15 protein-coding genes and 1 rRNA gene are annotated in these 17,547 nt (G+C 44.8%); 14 read left to right on the forward strand and 2 right to left on the reverse strand.

Annotated features, from left to right (window positions below):
• The first annotated feature begins 225 nt into the window (after positions 1 to 225).
• Positions 226 to 341: ribosomal RNA gene (rrf, locus tag DRW07_RS16345) — 5S ribosomal RNA — on the forward strand.
• A 250-nt stretch (positions 342 to 591) separates the two neighbouring features.
• A complete protein-coding gene (locus tag DRW07_RS16350) occupies positions 592 to 987 on the forward strand; it encodes a DUF3718 domain-containing protein (protein ID WP_124029028.1) in 396 nt (131 codons plus the stop codon).
• Between the two features lie 94 nt (positions 988 to 1,081).
• Here the strand turns inward: DRW07_RS16350 and DRW07_RS16355 are convergent, their stop codons facing one another.
• Entirely contained in the window at positions 1,082 to 1,543 is a 462-nt protein-coding gene (locus DRW07_RS16355; protein WP_124029029.1) for an energy transducer TonB, read from the reverse strand.
• A gap of 213 nt (positions 1,544 to 1,756) precedes the next feature.
• On the opposite strand from DRW07_RS16355, the gene DRW07_RS16360 reads away from it, so the two are divergent.
• The 10 genes from DRW07_RS16360 (at position 1,757) to DRW07_RS16400 (ending at position 12,719) form a co-directional block, all read left to right on the forward strand.
• Positions 1,757 to 2,626 carry a class I SAM-dependent methyltransferase gene (locus DRW07_RS16360; RefSeq protein WP_124029030.1) on the forward strand — a complete coding sequence of 290 codons (870 nt, stop codon included), beginning with the start codon at positions 1,757 to 1,759 and terminating at the stop codon, positions 2,624 to 2,626.
• A gap of 129 nt (positions 2,627 to 2,755) precedes the next feature.
• Positions 2,756 to 2,884: a hypothetical protein gene (locus DRW07_RS18555; RefSeq protein WP_276310724.1), complete on the forward strand. Its 129-nt coding sequence runs from the start codon at positions 2,756 to 2,758 to the stop codon at positions 2,882 to 2,884.
• 14 nt (positions 2,885 to 2,898) lie between these two features.
• Positions 2,899 to 3,435 carry an adenine phosphoribosyltransferase gene (gene apt / locus DRW07_RS16365; RefSeq protein ID WP_124029031.1) on the forward strand — a complete coding sequence of 179 codons (537 nt, stop codon included), beginning with the start codon at positions 2,899 to 2,901 and terminating at the stop codon, positions 3,433 to 3,435.
• 9 nt (positions 3,436 to 3,444) lie between these two features.
• Entirely contained in the window at positions 3,445 to 5,493 is a 2,049-nt protein-coding gene (gene dnaX / locus DRW07_RS16370; RefSeq protein ID WP_124029032.1) for a DNA polymerase III subunit gamma/tau, read from the forward strand.
• Between the two features lie 27 nt (positions 5,494 to 5,520).
• Positions 5,521 to 5,847: a YbaB/EbfC family nucleoid-associated protein gene (locus DRW07_RS16375; RefSeq protein WP_124029033.1), complete on the forward strand. Its 327-nt coding sequence runs from the start codon at positions 5,521 to 5,523 to the stop codon at positions 5,845 to 5,847.
• 2 nt (positions 5,848 to 5,849) lie between these two features.
• Positions 5,850 to 6,449: a recombination mediator RecR gene (gene recR / locus DRW07_RS16380; RefSeq protein WP_124029034.1), complete on the forward strand. Its 600-nt coding sequence runs from the start codon at positions 5,850 to 5,852 to the stop codon at positions 6,447 to 6,449.
• Positions 6,450 to 6,532: 83 nt separating this feature from the next.
• On the forward strand, positions 6,533 to 8,455 hold the full coding sequence (gene htpG / locus DRW07_RS16385) for a molecular chaperone HtpG (RefSeq protein ID WP_124029035.1): 1,923 nt from the start codon (positions 6,533 to 6,535) through the stop codon (positions 8,453 to 8,455).
• Positions 8,456 to 8,589: 134 nt separating this feature from the next.
• Positions 8,590 to 9,381, forward strand: coding sequence for a crotonase/enoyl-CoA hydratase family protein (locus DRW07_RS16390; protein WP_124029036.1), 792 nt, complete (start codon positions 8,590 to 8,592; stop codon positions 9,379 to 9,381).
• 117 nt (positions 9,382 to 9,498) lie between these two features.
• Positions 9,499 to 11,826 (forward strand): PAS domain-containing protein, encoded by a 2,328-nt coding sequence (locus DRW07_RS16395; protein WP_124029037.1) that lies wholly within the window; start codon positions 9,499 to 9,501, stop codon positions 11,824 to 11,826.
• 62 nt (positions 11,827 to 11,888) lie between these two features.
• On the forward strand, positions 11,889 to 12,719 hold the full coding sequence (locus DRW07_RS16400; RefSeq protein WP_124029038.1) for an HAD family hydrolase: 831 nt from the start codon (positions 11,889 to 11,891) through the stop codon (positions 12,717 to 12,719).
• A 57-nt stretch (positions 12,720 to 12,776) separates the two neighbouring features.
• On the opposite strand, the gene DRW07_RS16405 is transcribed toward DRW07_RS16400, so the two are convergent.
• A complete protein-coding gene (locus tag DRW07_RS16405) occupies positions 12,777 to 13,259 on the reverse strand; it encodes a BamJ family beta-barrel-assembly machinery protein (protein WP_124029039.1) in 483 nt (160 codons plus the stop codon).
• A 179-nt stretch (positions 13,260 to 13,438) separates the two neighbouring features.
• On the opposite strand from DRW07_RS16405, the gene DRW07_RS16410 reads away from it, so the two are divergent.
• Together DRW07_RS16410 and DRW07_RS16415 are read left to right on the forward strand one after the other, a co-directional pair.
• Positions 13,439 to 14,473 (forward strand): efflux RND transporter periplasmic adaptor subunit, encoded by a 1,035-nt coding sequence (locus DRW07_RS16410; RefSeq protein ID WP_240630694.1) that lies wholly within the window; start codon positions 13,439 to 13,441, stop codon positions 14,471 to 14,473.
• A 2-nt stretch (positions 14,474 to 14,475) separates the two neighbouring features.
• Positions 14,476 to 17,541 carry an efflux RND transporter permease subunit gene (locus DRW07_RS16415; RefSeq protein WP_124029040.1) on the forward strand — a complete coding sequence of 1,022 codons (3,066 nt, stop codon included), beginning with the start codon at positions 14,476 to 14,478 and terminating at the stop codon, positions 17,539 to 17,541.
• The last annotated feature ends 6 nt before the right edge of the window (positions 17,542 to 17,547 follow it).

Here is a 17,547-nt window from a genome sequence, read left to right on the forward strand (position 1 = left end):
CTAAGACGTTGATAGGCAGGGTGTGGACGCGTTGTAAGGCGTTAAGCTAACCTGTACTAATTGCCCGAGAGGCTTAACCATACAACGCCTAAATGGCTTTGTATGCTGACAAGCTAATCAAAAAGATTGGATCAAAATATAGAGTAGCGTTACTCAAAGATTGAGCACGGTATCAGACTTTCCTAAATTGTTATTACTCCCCAAAGGGGATTGAAAAAGTTTATGTCTGGCGACAATAGCGACGTGGTACCACCTGAATCCATTCCGAACTCAGAAGTGAAACACGTTAGCGGCGATGGTAGTGTGGGGTTTCCCCATGTGAGAGTAGCACATCGCCAGGCTCCTATTCGAAGAACCCCGGTCTTATGGCCGGGGTTTTTTACTTTCTGGCTACGCGTATACAGGGTTTCCTCTTGTGAGCGTAGGGCATTGTCCCTGCCGGCTACGGGCGTCTTATTAGTTATCATCCCACATACCTAAGTATTACCTCTGCTGTTTTTTTAGTCACCTCTGTGCGCTTTAATACATCCAACGACAACGCACACCGCGTTACCAAATTTAACTTAATTAACTACTACAGAGGACTTAACCATGTTGAAAATAGTTAAAGCTTCACTAATCGTTACCGCCGCTACTGTTGGATTCGCTATGCCTGCACAAGCAGACATTAACGAGGCCCTTGCTAACATCTGTACCATTGTACAAGCTGATGACAAAGGTGAGCTTCGCAAGAAAATGCGTACAGTACAGTCTGACTACAAACTGAAATTACGCGACTACTACGACGGTATTACGTGTAACGGTCAAAGCCTTATCCGCACAGCGCTATTGAGCAACGCGGTAGAAACTGGCACCTTGATGGTTAAGAAAATGCCCAGCAAAGCCTTAGGCAACCCAGAGCAAGACGGCAAAACATTGAGTGCCTGGATTGCTGAGCAAGGCCTAGATTCAAGTCCAATCGCTGCTGAACTTCAAGAGCGTTTGTAAGAGAACTGACAACAACCAGTTCAACATGGTTGCAGAGTGAACGCTCTGCATAAAGAAAAAGGGGCAGTGTTATTTACACTGCCCTTTTTTTCGTTCAAAGTGAAAATGTTAACTCAACGGTTGTTGTAAGATCAGATAAGGGTTGCGGGGCATATTTCCACTGTTCCAAAGCGTCTTTAGCGGAATCATCAAAAACGCCTTTAGGATAAGCATCTAAGATTCGAATATTTTTTACCGTACCGTCCATCGCTCGGCTAAATTCAAGAATGACCCAGCCCTCTATGCCTTTCGCCTTTGCTTCTTTAGGGTAGGTTGGTTCGACTCTGGTTATCGGTTGTGCTAGCTTTTGGAGTTTGCGTGTTGCGAGTTCTTCTTTAGTGTAGAAGGTTATATTGTCAAAAGCTTTTTCTTTTTTGTTTGAAGATAATGAAACGGGTTTGTCGGAAGCCAAGTTTGCGTAGGCTGTTCCACCATAAGCCAACAAAAACACACACAGTGAACGAGCAAAATGTAATGATAAAGCCTTGTTATTTTCGCCTTTGATCCGTTTAATCATGTCACTGTCCTTTTTTTAAGCGTCATTAAGTCATAGCACTGCAAGTTTGGGACGTAGCATAGTTCATCGTTTCCAATAATGACATACATCCGTTCACATCCTCTTTCTGTTAAATAGTCCCTTAAAAAAGTCCGGTCGTCTCAAAGTGTCTATTTTTATTTACATCTCTGGTACTGTTCGTTAGAACATTGTAAACCTACACAGGACAAAACTATGCTTATGCGTCACCTAAGTGTTGTACTCGGTTCTACCTTATTAGCAATAACTCTTTCTTCGTATGCTGGTCATCATGACATGCAAGTCGATAAAAACGCTTTGAAACAGGTTGTTGAATCACGAAGTGCTGATGATAAAGCGCGCGATAAATTTAGGCACCCAGCTGAAACTTTGGCATTTTTTAAGGTAACTCCAGGTATGACAGTTGCAGAAGCACTTCCTGGTGGTGGGTGGTATAGCAAGATTATCGTTAACTACTTAGGTGAATCCGGGACCATTTACGGGGTAAATTATGCTGACGATATGTGGGCGCGGTTTGGATTTTTTACGGAAGAAGGCATCAAAGAAAGAATCGCAAGTACTAATGCATTTCCTACAAAAGTCGCAGAGTTGACCAATAATGGCATTTCTGCGAGAGGGTTTACGTTTGCTGATGTGCCTGATGAGCTTGCAGGTACAGCCGATCGTGTCTTGTTTATTCGGGCGTTACACAATCTCAGTCGCTTTGAATCTGAGGCCGGAAAGTTAACTGAGGCGCTGGCATCAACACATAAATTGCTGAAGAAAGGTGGCATGGTCGGGGTTGTTCAACATCGTATTCCTGAATCGGCCACTGAAGAAAGTGCGTCTGGTGATCGTGGCTACCTTAAACAGTCTTTCGTTATAGACGTTTTCGAAAAAGCAGGGTTTACATTAGTAAATTCGTCTGAAATTAATGCAAATCCTAAAGATCAACCCGCGGATACTGATTTGGTCTGGCGTTTACCGCCGACGTATTTCCAGACCAGAGAAGATACAGAAAAAAAGGCTGCTGTAGATGCGATAGGGGAGTCGGATAGAATGACTCTGTTATTTAAAAAGAAATAGTACATTACTCTTTGATTGAGGTGGGTTAAGCCCACCTTCTTTTCATGCAATTCTCTTAAATCCTGTTATTCTGACGGGCTTTCTATTACCATTCGGGTTTGTTTTAAATGGTTACCTTTGGAGCTCAATATGGCAGATAATTCCGAATTCAAAGAAGTGTACAATGTATGGTATTTTCTCGCAGCCGTCGTAACATTACTTGCATTGCCATTAATGCACATTGTTCTTGGTTGGTATACGTTCGTTATTAGTCAGTAAGCAAGGACGAGTTAGTGTCTTCGGATTATATAAAATCAGTTGTAAAAACTGTACCTGATTATCCCAAACCAGGGATCATGTTTCGCGATGTCACCAGTGTATTGGAGGATCACAAGGCTTTCAGCAGCACTATTGATATTCTATTAAGTCAATACGGCAATATGGGTTTTGATAAGATAGCCGGTACAGAGGCACGTGGGTTCTTATTTGGTGCACCACTTGCCATTCAGATGGGGGTGGGTTTTATCCCGGTGCGCAAACCAAACAAGTTGCCCAGAGCAGTGATCAGTGAGAGCTATCAGTTAGAGTACGGTACTGACACCTTGGAAGTACATAAAGATGCCATAGATAAAGGCGACAAGGTGCTTTTGATAGACGATTTACTGGCAACCGGTGGGACAATTTCAGCCACTGCGAACCTGATCCGCAACCTAGGTGGTGTGGTAGAGCACGCAGGGTTTATTATTGACCTTCCAGATTTAGGCGGAGCAGCTCGTCTGAGAGATAACGGTATTACACCCTTTGCTATTTGTGAATTCGAAGGTGATTAATTAGGTCCTATGAGTTATCAGGTTCTTGCACGTAAGTGGCGACCTCAGCGGTTTGCCGAATTAGTAGGGCAGCATCATGTTGTGTCGGCAATTACGCATGCATTGAACAATGACCGTTTGCACCATGCATATTTGTTCACAGGAACGCGTGGTGTGGGAAAAACCACCATTGCGCGTATTTTCTCAAAAAGCTTAAATTGTGATGTGGGGCAGTCAGCTGACCCATGCGGCAAGTGTGATACATGTGTTTCTATCGAACAAGGCAACTACGTCGATTTGCTTGAGATAGACGCAGCATCGCGCACCAAAGTCGAAGACACTAGAGAGCTGTTAGACAATGTGCAGTATAAGCCAACACGAGGTCGGTTTAAGGTTTATCTCATTGACGAAGTGCACATGTTGTCAAAGCACAGTTTCAATGCTTTGCTCAAAACACTGGAAGAACCTCCTCCACACGTTAAGTTCTTATTGGCCACAACCGACCCACAAAAGTTACCTATCACCATATTGTCGCGCTGCCTTCAATTCAATTTAAAGGCGCTTTCTCGGGAACAAATTACTGACCAGCTTACGCGGGTACTTAATCATGAGAATATAGACGCTGAACCTCAGGGTATAGAGCTACTAGCACGGGCAGCAAACGGCAGTATGCGTGATGCACTGAGTCTTACTGATCAGGCAGTGGCACAAGGGAATAATAGTATTAAGGCCGCAGTGGTTTCTGACATGCTTGGGCTGATGGATAAGCAAATTCTACTGAAACTATTAAATGCCGTGGTTAGTGGGGATAAAGACGGTATTCAAGCTTATATCCAGGCTATTTCAGAGCAGGCTCCTGATTACACGCAAGTGCTTGGAGAACTGAGTAGCTTGTTACATCAGGTCGCACTGACACAGTGGAACCCCGAATCTTGCAAGCTTGAGACAACCAGTGCGAGAGCCATATACGCATTAGCAAAAAAGCTGACGCCGGAACATGTACAATTACTGTATAAGTTTGTTTTAGAGGGTAAAAAGGAGCTGCCTTTTTCTGTCGACGGTAATACTTGTCTGCAAATGACAGTGATGCGAATGACGCATTTTGCGCCTGATACAAGTAATATTGATACTTACAATGTTATACGTAATCCTCAGGATCACGTTACTTCGCCTATCAAAGACGCATCGCAGGCGCATGACATTAATGTCGAAACTACGCAGACGAGCGACGGGGCGGACGACCTCAATCCACCGCCTAATTATGACGACCATGATGTTGCCGCTATGCACAGTGAGCAATCTATGCTCGAAGCGCAACGACATGATAGCTTAGACGCAGAGGCTTCTCCTGAAAGTCCCGCAGAAGCGCCTAACACATTGGCAAAAACACAAGCTTTACTGGCGTTAAAAGAAAAGCTTAACGCTGAGCGCTCGTCTGAGGAGGGCGCGCAAAAAGCAAAAAAGTCTGAGTCTGCTCAGCACAATGACGTTCCGCCTCCGTGGATCACCGAGCCCGCGGATGAGCCTGTGATCAATACAATGTTTTCACCTGATTTATCAGAGCCTGACATTGACGATGAACGAGTTACTGAAGAAGTAGCCGATGAAAACTGTGAACGTAACTCTGAAGCTGACCTTGTAGAAGTGGCGGTAGTTTCAGAATTACGCGCCTACCTCGACAATGGTGAAAAACTCGTCCATGCCAAGCAAATTGACCACTGGGCGAGTCTTATTGAGGCGACCGGCCTCAGTGGTTTAACCAAGCAGATAGCTTTGCACTCAGACTACAACCGAAAAGAAAATCAAATTACGCTACTGATGGACGAGTCACAGGCTCACCTGTTAAATGATGCTGCGGTGTCGCAAATACGCAGTGAGCTAACAGGTGTATTGGGAAAAGACATCAGTATTGACGTAGCTATAGGAAAACCACAACAAACCCCCTATATTATTCAACAACAGGTGAATGAGATGCGTGAGGCTCATGCAAAGCATATCGTGAGTAGCAACTCAGATATCCAAACCCTTATGACTACGTTTGAGGCGCATGCTGACGAGGCATCGATCAAACCCCGTTAATTCAATTGAAAGTAGAGAGAAAATATTATGTTTAAAGGCGGCATGGGAAATATCATGAAGCAAGCGCAGCAAATGCAGGAGCGTATGGAAAAGACGCAGGCAGAGCTCGCGAACTTAGAAGTTACCGGCGAGGCAGGCGCAGGTATGGTAAAAGTTATCATGACTTGTAACCACAATGTTCGTCGCGTAGAAATTGATGAAAGCTTAATGGATGATGATAAAGAAATGGTTGAAGATTTGGTTGCCGCTGCCATCAATGATGCCGCGCGTCGAGTTCAGGAAACCAGCAAAGAAAAAATGTCAGAAGTGACCGGTGGTATGGCAATGCCTCCAGGTTTCAAGATGCCATTTTAATCATGCAGTTCAGCCCATTACTAAGTAGATTGATTGAAACGCTCACCTACTTACCTGGCATTGGTAAAAAGGGCGCGACACGTATAGCGTTTCAAATGTTAGAGCGCAATCGCGAGGGAGCAATGGCATTAAGTCATGCACTCCACGACGCAATGGAGCACATTAAACATTGTAGAATGTGTCGCACATTTACCGAAGATGAAATATGTGCAATCTGTGCCAACACAAGGCGAGTGGATAGCGGTGTTCTGTGCATAGTAGAAAGCCCGCAAGATGTTGTTGCGATTGAACAAACGGCGTCTTTTGAGGGCACCTATTTTGTCCTGATGGGGCACCTTTCTCCCATAGACGGTATAGGCCCTGAAGACTTAGGGCTGGATGAGCTGGAAGCGCGGCTCGCAAATGGCAAGCTACAGGAAGTGATTCTAGCTACTAATCCTACGGTAGAAGGCGAAGCAACCGCACACTATATTTCTCAGTTATGCCAGAAGCATAATGTTGCCGCTAGTCGCATCGCCCACGGTGTGCCAGTAGGTGGTGAATTAGAATATATAGACGGCAATACGCTCATGCATGCCTTTTCAGGGAGAAAAACACTATAAATTTGGTAGGCAGCGCTTGAATTTTGACGCGCTGCCCTTACTTCCTAGCACATAGAGTCAATAGTGATTAGGAGTACTGCGTTATGGCCGAAGCCGTACAGACAGAAAAACACGGTTTTCAGACTGAAGTGAAGCAATTGCTTCAGTTGATGATCCACTCATTATATTCAAACAAAGAAATTTTTCTGCGTGAGCTGGTGTCCAATGCTGCAGACGCGGCGGATAAACTTCGCTTCAAAGCCCTCGAAAACAATGCCCTGTATGAAAATGATGGGGAACTTCACGTTAAGATTAGTACTGATCAAGACGCGGGCACAATTACCATTGTAGACAACGGCATTGGTATGACTCGCGACGAGGTAATTGAAAACCTCGGCACAATCGCAAAGTCAGGTACCAAAGACTTTTTTAGTAAGCTGTCGGGGGATCAGGCAAAAGATTCTCAGTTGATTGGTCAATTTGGTGTTGGCTTTTACTCTGCGTTTATTGTTGCAGACAAAGTGACCGTGAAAACCAGAGCTGCAGGCTCAGAAGCAAGTCAGGGCGTATTGTGGGAGTCTGAAGGCGAAGGTGAATTTTCTTTAGGTGAAATTGAAAAAACACAACGCGGTACCGAAATCACATTGCATTTACGCGATGATGAGAAAGAGTTTTTGGATGCCTGGAAGTTGCGTTCAATCATTGGTAAATACTCTGACCATATTAGTATTCCGGTAAGGATGTGGAAGGATGAGATCCCCGAATCAGAAGGACCTGACGGTGAGAAAACGCCAGCCCAACCAGGTGAATGGGAAACCGTAAACAAAGCAACAGCATTGTGGACCCGTGATAAATCTGATGTATCTGACGACGAGTACAAAGAGTTCTACAAACATGTATCTCACGACTTTGCCGATCCTCTTATGTGGTCTCACAACCGTGTAGAAGGCAAAAACGAATACACCAGTTTGTTGTACATTCCGAGTAAAGCACCGTTTGATTTGTGGAATCGCGATCAGAAACACGGGTTAAAGCTTTATGTTCAGCGGGTTTTCATTATGGATGATGCTGAGCAGTTCATGCCAACCTATCTGCGCTTTGTCAAAGGGTTACTTGACTCTAATGACTTGCCGCTAAATGTTTCACGCGAAATTCTCCAGGACAACAAGGTAACCCAGTCTCTTCGTACAGGCTGTACCAAACGTGTTCTGCAGATGCTTGAACGCATGGCCAAAAATGATACAGACAAATACCAGTCGTTTTGGACTGAGTTTGGTAATGTATTAAAAGAAGGCCCTGCCGAAGATTTTGCCAACAAAGACAAAATTGCTGGCCTATTGCGTTTTGCTTCAACACACAATGACGGCGACGCGCAAACGGTGTCACTGGCTGACTATATTTCTCGAATGAATGAGGGACAGGACAAAATTTATTACGTGACTGCAGACAGTTACGAAGCTGCCAAAAACAGCCCTCACCTGGAAATCTTTAAGAAGAAAGGTATTGAAGTGCTGCTGATGGGTGAGCGCATTGATGAATGGCTAATGTCACACCTTACCGAGTTTGAAGAGAAATCATTCCAGTCAATCGCCAGTGCAGATATTGACTTGAGTGAGCTAGATGACGAGGACACGAAAAAAGCGCAGGAAGAGGCGAAGAAGCAAGTCGAAGGTGTTGAAGCTCGGGTAAAAGAGGCGCTTGGCGATAAAGTCATCGATGTTAAATTTACGCACAGATTAACAGATTCGCCTGCAGTTATAGTGGCTGATAACAATGGCATGACAACGCAAATGATGAAGTTAATGCAAGCGGCAGGGCAACCTGTGCCAGACGTTAAGTATCACTTTGAGTTAAATCCAGAGCATGCATTGATTAAAACTTTAGCTGATTTGCAGGACGAAGACACCTTTAAGAAATGGTCAGAAGTGTTGTTTGACCAAGCTGCACTTTCAGAACAGGGCAGCCTAAAAGATCCCGCTCAATTCGTAAAAAACCTAAACGGGTTGTTGATGACCTTAGTGAAGTAATCCATCACATAAATTATCCTTGAAAGCCCGTCACTTTGTGCGGGCTTTTTTATTGATACTTTGATCTGCGAAGCTTGTCTGAAACCCTAAGTTGCTGTTAAATTGGTAAGACCAGTAGTCAAGAAACCTTGTTTATGACAACCCAAATCGTCACGCTACACACAGACACCGACGGGATTGCGCACGTGAAATTGAACCGGCCAGAAAAGCATAACGCGCTCAACATGGAGATGTTTTTTGCTATTGATAAGGTTATTAGGCAAATAAAAAAAGATCCTGCTATCAGAGTAGTCATACTATCTGGAGAAGGTCCTAGCTTTTGTTCGGGTTTGGATGTGCAAGGTGTGCTAACGAAACCTGCAAATGCCTTAAAGCTGCTATGGAAATGGCTACCTGGAAACGCAAATTTAGCCCAGCGCGTAAGTATAGGGTGGCGGCGACTTAATGTTCCAGTGATCGCTGTTCTACACGGAAACTGTTGGGGTGGTGGTATGCAAATCGCACTAGGCAGTGACTACCGCATCGCGTCGCCGGATTGTCAGTTAGCGATCATGGAAGCCCGGTGGGGCCTTATTCCTGATATGGGCGGAACACCGGGATTGTTAGCTTGTGTATCTGGCGATCACGCTATGCGTTTAGCCATGACTGCTGAATCTATTTCTGCTCAACAAGCAGAAAAAATTGGGTTGATTTCACAGGTTTCAAACACGCCACTTGATGACGCACAGGCAATGGCGAAACAGCTTGTAGCGCGCTCACCAGATACCAACGGGGTGATTAAACGGGTTTATCATGGTTTATGGGCTGGGAATGAAAGACGGATCCTGGCAAAGGAAACACTCAATCAAATTAAGATTTTGTTTGGCAAAAACCAGCGTATTGCCGTAAAACGGGAACTAGGAAAAACTGATATACCTTTTCAGTAATAAAATCTATTTAGAACGTCAGCGCTTCTTTAATCTCTCTGCTATGCTTATTTAAAGTGCCCGTTTGTCGCAATTTTGGGCGCTTAGGTTTATGGATGTGTGCGTTGAGAATTCCAAATGAAATTGAACCACTCTGTCTCTGCAGACTTAGGTCTGGCTATCGCTGAAGCATCATCTGTCCTTGTTTGGCTGTCAGATAAAGAAAAACAATGTATCTATTTTAACAATGCTTGGCTCCAATACCGTGGAAGAACATTAGAACAAGAATTTGGGTTCGGCTGGGCTGAAGGGGTACATGCTGACGACTATGACAGGTGTGTGCAGATTTACGAACAGGCGTTTGATGCCAGACAGCCATTTTCTATGGAGTATCGCCTGCAAAAAGCCAATGGCGAATACGGCTGGATTCAAGACGACGGCGCGCCTTATTATGATAATAATGGAGAATTTAAAGGGTACATTGGCTCTTGTTATGACATCACTCAGACGAAATCTTTACTCGATGAACTTGCCCAGCAAAAAAATAAACTTGAGAGCAGTAATCTTAGGCTAACGACGTCGATTAAAGCTGGTCAAGTAGGGATCTGGGATTGGGATATCGTCTCAGACGAATTGTTTTGGGATGAGCAAATGTTCAACATCTATGGTTTGCAACCTTCTACCAAAACGAACACTGTAGAACTCTGGGAAAGTGCATTACATCCTGAAGACAAAGCCAGTGCGACACGAGCCTTACAAGATGCGCTTAACGATATAAAGCCGTATGACATTAAATTCAGAATAATTAGACCTACTGATGATGTTCGTATTGTAAAAGCCAGCGCAATTGTCATGCGTGATGAATCTGGCCGTCCGTTGCGTATGTTGGGAACGAACCTAGATGTCACTGCACAACATCAAGCTGACGAGAAGATACGCCATCTAGAGAAACGGAATCGGGCATTACTCGATTATTCGCCTGTTTGTCATAAGATTGTTGATCTAGATTTCAACTTGCGCTTCATGAATGCCAATGGTTTTAACATGTTATCTTTACCACAAGATGATTCATGGTTTGGCAAACCTTACCCATTTAGCTTTTTTCCAACGGATGCAAAAGCACAGATGCAGGAAAAGCTCGAGTGGGTCAAACAAACTAAACAACGAACCAGCTTTGAATCGATAACCTGCGACAGCATGGGCACAGAGGTGTGGTTATTTCACACTATAATCCCTGTGTTTAAAGACGACAATAAAGCATTGGATTACCTAACGGTAGTATCTGCAGATATTACTGAGCAAAAAGAAGTACAAGAGCAGTTGCAACACAGAGAAAAAATGGATGCAATTGGACAGCTTGCCGGCGGTGTTGCCCATGATTTTAACAATCAATTGGCGAGCATATTGGGCTATACAGAGTTATTGGCAAATGAAATAGTTAGTGAAAAAGGACAAAAATATCTATCAAAAATCATATCATCGGCAGAACGGTCCAGTACCCTCACCAAGCAATTGCTCACGTTTTCACGCAAACAAAAATTGATAAAAGAACCGGTAGATATTCATGAAGAATTACATGAAACAGTTGATCTATTGTTGCATGCCGTCGATAAGCGAATCACAGTTGAGCAGGCGCTTGACGCCACAAATCCGATTGTTCAAGGTGACAAGTCACACTTGCAAAGTGCCTTTTTAAATTTGGCGATCAATGCGGCAGATGCCATGAATGATGGTGGTATTCTGCAAATATCAACCCAAGATGTGCTAGCCGAAGACGACGAGCAACTGAAAGAAGCTGACGACTTAACCGCCGACGAATATGTGAAAGTGACATTTAGGGATAATGGCGAAGGTATTGATGAATCGACCATTTCAAAGATTTTTGACCCCTTCTTTTCTACAAAGCTGCCAGGAAAAGGCACTGGTATGGGACTGGCGTCTGTATACGGTGCAGTTAAACACCACTCAGGCTATATTTTTGTTCAAAGCAAAGTCGATAAAGGAACTGTGTTTACTTTGTATTTTCCCGCTGTCAGAAAACAGGAGCAGGTGAACAATAAAACGGTGCAGAAAACATCTGAGATAGGTACAACAGTTACAAACAGGACAGTATTGGTCGTTGATGACGAACCGCTTATCAGAGAACTGTGTCATGATGTATTAACTGCAAATGGCTATCAAGTCTTGCTGGCAACTAATGGTCAAGAGGCCGTAGATATGTACGCACAGCAGGGCAAGGAAATCGATGTAGTTATACTGGATTTGATGATGCCTGTGCTAAACGGTGATGATGCGTTTAAAAAGTTAAAAGCGCTGAATCCAGCGATAAACGTCATTATCAGCTCTGGCTACGACAGTAATGCTTCAATGGGAGACCTGCTTAATATGGGGGTTGCTGGTGTACTGGAAAAGCCCTATAAGTTGGACAAAATGTTGACAACACTTGCTGAAATAGTGAGTCAGTAGAGGCCCTTTAGCATTAGACTATGCGTACAAATTAAGAAAATCACAATACGCAGTGGAATACGATGGAACTAATCGTTTTTGATTTAGATGGTACGCTTTTAAACGAATCTTCAGAGTTGAGCGCCTACACAGTCGAAACACTCAACCTTCTGAGGGAACAAGGTATCGCCCATACTGTGGCGACTGGCCGAACGATGCTTTCGGCAAGGCGAGTTATTGGAGATCATGGTTTTGAGCTACCTCATATCTACAGCAATGGCGTTACCATGTGGGACCCAAGAAATAATGCTCTTAAGGTCGATAATCAGCTTGATAACAAAGAAGTAACCTATACTGTTGAATGTGCGCTAAAGCATGGTTTGGCGCCATTTATAAATACGGTATTACTGGATAATCTCACTCATTATCATGCGATTTTCCACGGTAACCTTGCCCACAGTATTGAGCGCGATTTATTGGATAATTTTTTCTGTAAAGCAGATGTTGAGATCCTACCCCTGGCGGCACTGACACCCGAATATCATGTCACGAATATCAGTATGATTGGCGAGACACAGGCTATTCAGCGTGTTCATCAGGAAATAGGGCTTGCAGACAGCTTGATGGCCTACTCGGGCTATACTATGGAGGGCAAGGCATTTAGCTGGATTGATATTCACCATAAAAAGGCAAACAAAGGTAGCGCAGTTGATTACCTTAAAACCCAACTTGGCGCGAGCAATGTGATTTGTTTTGGTGATAGCGATAATGACCTGAGTATGTTTGCCTTGTCGGATGAATGTTACGCACCAGCCAATGCCAACGACCGAATCAAATCAGCAGCCAGTGCTGTTATTGGGCACCACCACGAAGAGGGGGTTGCCCGCTTTTTGAGAGAAAGGTTTTCACTTTAAGATGCTTTAGTGGCAAGTTCCCCAAGAGTTAGTCAAATACAAGTACCAAGTAGACAATTACGGGTTGATTTGAATAAGCTCAACGTCGAATATTAGCGCTGAACCCGGTTCAATCTTGCCTGCACCGCGATTGCCATAGGCAAGATCAGCAGGGATAAAAAATCGGAATTTATCACCGGGTGACATTAACTGGAGTCCTTCAGTCCATCCTTTTATCACTCTGTTTAGCGGGAAACTAATGGGTTCTCCGCGCTGTACGGAACTATCAAATACCTCGCCATTTAACAAGGTACCATGATAATGCACAAGCACGACGTCTGTCGCCTTGGGCTTCTCGGTATTGCCGCTCTCTTCGAGTATTTTGTACTGTAACCCTGAATCGGTAGTTTTTACGTCAGGTTTTAATTTATTTTCAGTTAAAAAGGCGTAGCTGATCGCAAGATTTGTACTTGCAGCATCACGTTGTACTTTGGATTTGTAAAAATAATAGCCAATACCCAATACCAGAATAATCAGTAATATAATTTTGCCTGCGCTCATTTTTTGTCTAACTCTAGGTTGCCGATTGTGTTCCGGTGCAGTATACCAACCAGGTGAGAATTCTGAGCACATTATTGCGTTAAATCTGAGACAAATAGTACAGATTGCTAGGTGAATTGCTGATCTGTCAACGCAGCTATACAGTAAAAAACGCTAGCGTTACAGATGGAGTATCCCCTTTGAGACCATTGATTTATTGCCTGCTAGTGGCGGTGGGAATGTATTCAGCTCTGGCACAAGGCCAGTCGCGTGGAAACGAACGTCCTGCTAATGTTGTTGTTCAGCCATTAACATTTAGTCCAATTACCTTATCCATTGAGACAGTGGGAAGTGCAGAAGCATTTCGGTCGGTGTCTCTTTATGCCGCTGTTGGCGATCGCGTCGAGCAGGTTTATTTTACACCCGGTCAACGTGTTTCAAAAGGTGACGTGTTAGTGGCATTAGATGCAAGAAGACAGGAAATTGCCGTCAAGCGGGCAGAAATAGAATTGGCTGACAAAGAGCGCACCCTAAAGCGTGTAAAAAATAGTCTTAAAAAAGACGCTGTAACACAAAGTCAGCTAGACGATGCGCTTACACAGCGCGATTTGGCTCTGGTTGCATTGGAAGAAGCGATCGCTAACCTTGAAGATAGACGCGTTGTGGCTCCTTTCGACGGAATAGTCGGATTAACTAATGTTGAGCCTGGCGATAGAATTGACACCAATACACTCATCACCACTCTGGATGACAGGCAAACGCTTTTTGTTAATTTTGATGCACCAGAATCGGCGTTATCCATGCTAGAAATTGATAATCCTGTTGAGTTACAGCCATGGAATAACCGCGATATTAGCCTCAACGCAGTGATCAAAGAAATGGATTCAAGGGTCAACCTCGACGATCGCACGATACGAGTGAGGGCTTTGTTAGACAACGATGCAGATTTATTCAGGCCTGGGTTAAGTTTTAGAGTGACGCTGACACTTGAGGGTGAATCTTATCCTATGATCCCCGAAGCGGCTCTCAGTTGGGGCGCAACCAGTGCTCATGTGTGGGTGGAAAGGGAGCAAAAAGCGGCCAGAGAAGCGGTCACTATCAAACAAAGACGCAGAGGTTACATTCTGGTTGAAGGCAATATTTCAGAGCAAGACAATTTAATTATTGAAGGGATTCAACAGTTAAGGGCTGGTCAGGCGGTTAGCACATCAACAATGATGAGTCAGGTGCGTTGAGCATGAACGATTTACCCTCCCTTTCAATACGTCGTCCCATTTTAATTGTTGTCATAAACTTGCTTATCATTATTGCGGGTATGTCTGCGATTCTAGGTTTAGAAGTAAGAGAATTACCCGACGTCGACCGACCCATTGTGACTATTCGAGCAAGTTTCCCCGGGGCTGCCCCCGAAACTGTTGATACTGAAGTGACCAGTCGCCTAGAAGGTGCAGCGGCCAGAGTCAGTGGCGTAGCGTCGATAAGAGCACAAAGTGAAGAAGGGTTTTCACGGATCGTAGTGGAGTTTCGTCCTGGCATTGATTTAGAAGACGCCGCGAATGAAACACGCGAAGCAGTAAGTGCGATACAACGAGACCTGCCAAGCGATGTTGAACGCCTCGCCATTGTGAAAGCCGACAATGACGCTGGCACTGTGGTTGATTTAGCTATTTCCAGCAGTGCTGTTGAAACAGAACAACTTACTGAAATGATTCAGACCGACATTGCCCCCTTATTCTTGTCAATTCCTGGAGTGGCTGACGTCAGAATCAATGGTGACAGAGAACGAGTCTTGCGCGTCACTGTTGACCCAGCAAGATTAGTGAGTTTTGGCTTATCGTTTAGCGATGTTGCAGCGGCATTGAGGCTCGCGCCATTTGATGTGCCTGCTGGTAGTTTGCGTTCAACTGATCAACAAGTCATCGTGCGGGCTGATGCCACATCGGTCACTGCTGAAGAAGTGAAAAACATATTGATAGATGGAAACACCCGGGTTGGCGATGTGGCGAGTGTCTACTTTGGGCCAGCTGATGCACGTAGTTTTGTCAGGCTTAATGGCACACCGGTAATCAGTCTTGGTGTAATCAGACAGGCGGGGTCGAATACCATCGAAATTTCCAATGAGGTAATGCGCATGATCGACGACCTCAGGAAACGTTTCCCCGACTTGAACATGACGATAACTGCTGATGATGCACGTTTTATACGAAGTTCAGTCAATGAAGTATTGCTCTCACTGTCGTTTACCATTGGGCTTGTTATTTTAACGTTGTGGTTGTTCTTAGGGTCATTCAAGGCCACATTAATTCCGGCAATATCAATTCCTGTTTCTATCATTGGGGCGTTGGCGTGCATGTGGATGTTAGGGTTTTCAATCAATATCCTCACTCTGCTCGCACTAGTATTAGCCACGGGATTAATCGTTGACGATGCAATTGTCGTATCGGAAAACATTCAAAGGCGAAAAGGAATGGGATTGGGGGCGAAAGCCGCCGCGGTTATTGGGACGCGGGAAGTCTTTTTTGCCGTTGTTGCGACCACCGCAGTCTTGGTAGCTGTCTTTCTGCCTATTGCATTTTTACCCTCGACAGCAGGGCGTCTATTCCGGGAATTTGGCGGGGTGTTAGCTGCTGCAGTGATCATTTCATCTTTGGTCGCATTAACCTTGGTACCAGCATTGAAAGCCAAAATAAAATCAACATCAGCCCATAGCGGGACGCTGGAGAAGCTGGGCAATGTTATTAATCAAGGCTATGTGGGCGCGTTGGGCTGGTGTCTTCGTTTTGGCTGGTTGGTATTGTTGCTTTGCGTGGTTGCCGCAGGTACCGCTTTCCAATTCTACAATCAAATAGAGAAAGAGCTGTTGCCCCCAGAAGACCGCGGCGTGGTAAGGGTCTTTGCACGAGGGCCTGATGGTGTTGATATTTCATTTATGGATCGCCAAGCCAGAAAGATGGAAGATGTTCTGTTGCCTTATATGGCAGACGGCAATATTGATACTATTAATACTGTAGTGGGTCAGTGGGATCCCAATATTGTATTCCTGACGATCAACTTAAATGACTGGGAAGTGAGGAATAAATCGCAGCAGGAGATAATCGACGAAGTTCGGCCTGAACTAGCAGCAATACCCGGTGCACCGGGTAGGGCATTTGGCTCGAACAGTCTCAACCTGCGCGGGCAGGGGGGCGGTATGGAATTTGCCATTACCGGTGAAAATTACGCAGACATGTTCAATGTGGCACAAGAATTCTCCGCATTAGTTGAGCAGGAAATTCCCGACGTCGGGCGCGTGAGAATATCTTATCAACCGTCTCAGCCCCAAATGCGTGTGCACATAGACAGGCGCCAGGCGCAGGAGTTGGGCGTGTCATTTAACGATATAAACGCGACACTTCGGGCCGCTATCGGCGGTAATGATCTGGGCGACTTATATGTGGGAGACCAGGCAATCCCTATTATCTTGCAATCGACATATAAAAATAATGCCGCACCATCAGAACTGACTAACCTGTATGTATCAGCAAGAGACGGGAATCTGGTTCCCTTGTCGAGCCTGGCTTATATCACAGAAGAAGGCATTGCTGCTGAGTTGGAAAGGCATGCCCAACGGCGCGCCATCGAGGTGGATGTTGATCTACCCGACAGTGTCAGTATGCAGCAGGCGGTAGATACTATTCGAACGCTTGCCCAGGACGCATTACCCGATGGTTATGGTTTGGTTTTTCTAGGTGAGGCGAAGACATTCAGGGAAACCGACCAACAGGTGAATATCACGTATCTGGTTGCTTTCTTGATTGTATTGTTGGTATTGGCCGCCCAATTTGAAAGTTTTAACAGTGCCATTGTGGTGATGCTCACTGTGCCCTTTGGTATCGCAGCAGCACTATTCGCTGCGTTCATTACGGGAACCTCAATTAACATCTATTCACAGATTGGTCTTGTTATGTTGATTGGTTTGTTGGCTAAAAATGCAATTTTGCTGGTGGAGTTTGCCGATCAGTTAAGAGACAAAGGGGCCAGCGTTTCAGAAGCGATCATAGAAGCTGGCAAAGTGCGCTTAAGACCTATAATGATGACGTTGATGTCAACCCTTTTGGGCGGGTTACCGCTAATATTGTCAACAGGCGCCGGGGCCGAGGCCAGAAATGCCATAGGTTGGGTAGTATTTGGTGGGCTTGGGATCGCTGTAATATTTACGCTATTTTTGACCCCAGTACTCTATTACTGGCTTGCGCGTTTCGTCAAACCACGAGCCGACCAAGCTAAGCAACTTGAATCAGAACTGGAGCATTTCAACCAATAAATGGAC

The organism is Paralteromonas sediminis (assembly GCF_003820355.1).
GTDB lineage: Bacteria > Pseudomonadota > Gammaproteobacteria > Enterobacterales > Alteromonadaceae > Alteromonas_F > Alteromonas_F sediminis.

Excerpts from the sequence above, each read along its gene's own strand:
- DRW07_RS16400 (WP_124029038.1), top strand. The coding sequence starts at position 11,889 with ATGGAACTAATCGTTTTTGATTTAGATGGTACGCTTTTAAACGAATCT.
- DRW07_RS16355 (WP_124029029.1), bottom strand. The coding sequence starts at position 1,543 with ATGATTAAACGGATCAAAGGCGAAAATAACAAGGCTTTATCATTACAT.
- dnaX (WP_124029032.1), top strand. The coding sequence starts at position 3,445 with ATGAGTTATCAGGTTCTTGCACGTAAGTGGCGACCTCAGCGGTTTGCC.
- htpG (WP_124029035.1), top strand. The coding sequence starts at position 6,533 with ATGGCCGAAGCCGTACAGACAGAAAAACACGGTTTTCAGACTGAAGTG.
- DRW07_RS18555 (WP_276310724.1), top strand. The coding sequence starts at position 2,756 with ATGGCAGATAATTCCGAATTCAAAGAAGTGTACAATGTATGGTATTTT.
- DRW07_RS16415 (WP_124029040.1), top strand. The coding sequence starts at position 14,476 with ATGAACGATTTACCCTCCCTTTCAATACGTCGTCCCATTTTAATTGTT.
- DRW07_RS16360 (WP_124029030.1), top strand. The coding sequence starts at position 1,757 with ATGCTTATGCGTCACCTAAGTGTTGTACTCGGTTCTACCTTATTAGCA.
- DRW07_RS16375 (WP_124029033.1), top strand. The coding sequence starts at position 5,521 with ATGTTTAAAGGCGGCATGGGAAATATCATGAAGCAAGCGCAGCAAATG.
- DRW07_RS16390 (WP_124029036.1), top strand. The coding sequence starts at position 8,590 with ATGACAACCCAAATCGTCACGCTACACACAGACACCGACGGGATTGCG.
- DRW07_RS16350 (WP_124029028.1), top strand. The coding sequence starts at position 592 with ATGTTGAAAATAGTTAAAGCTTCACTAATCGTTACCGCCGCTACTGTT.
- recR (WP_124029034.1), top strand. The coding sequence starts at position 5,850 with ATGCAGTTCAGCCCATTACTAAGTAGATTGATTGAAACGCTCACCTAC.
- DRW07_RS16405 (WP_124029039.1), bottom strand. The coding sequence starts at position 13,259 with ATGAGCGCAGGCAAAATTATATTACTGATTATTCTGGTATTGGGTATT.
- DRW07_RS16395 (WP_124029037.1), top strand. The coding sequence starts at position 9,499 with ATGAAATTGAACCACTCTGTCTCTGCAGACTTAGGTCTGGCTATCGCT.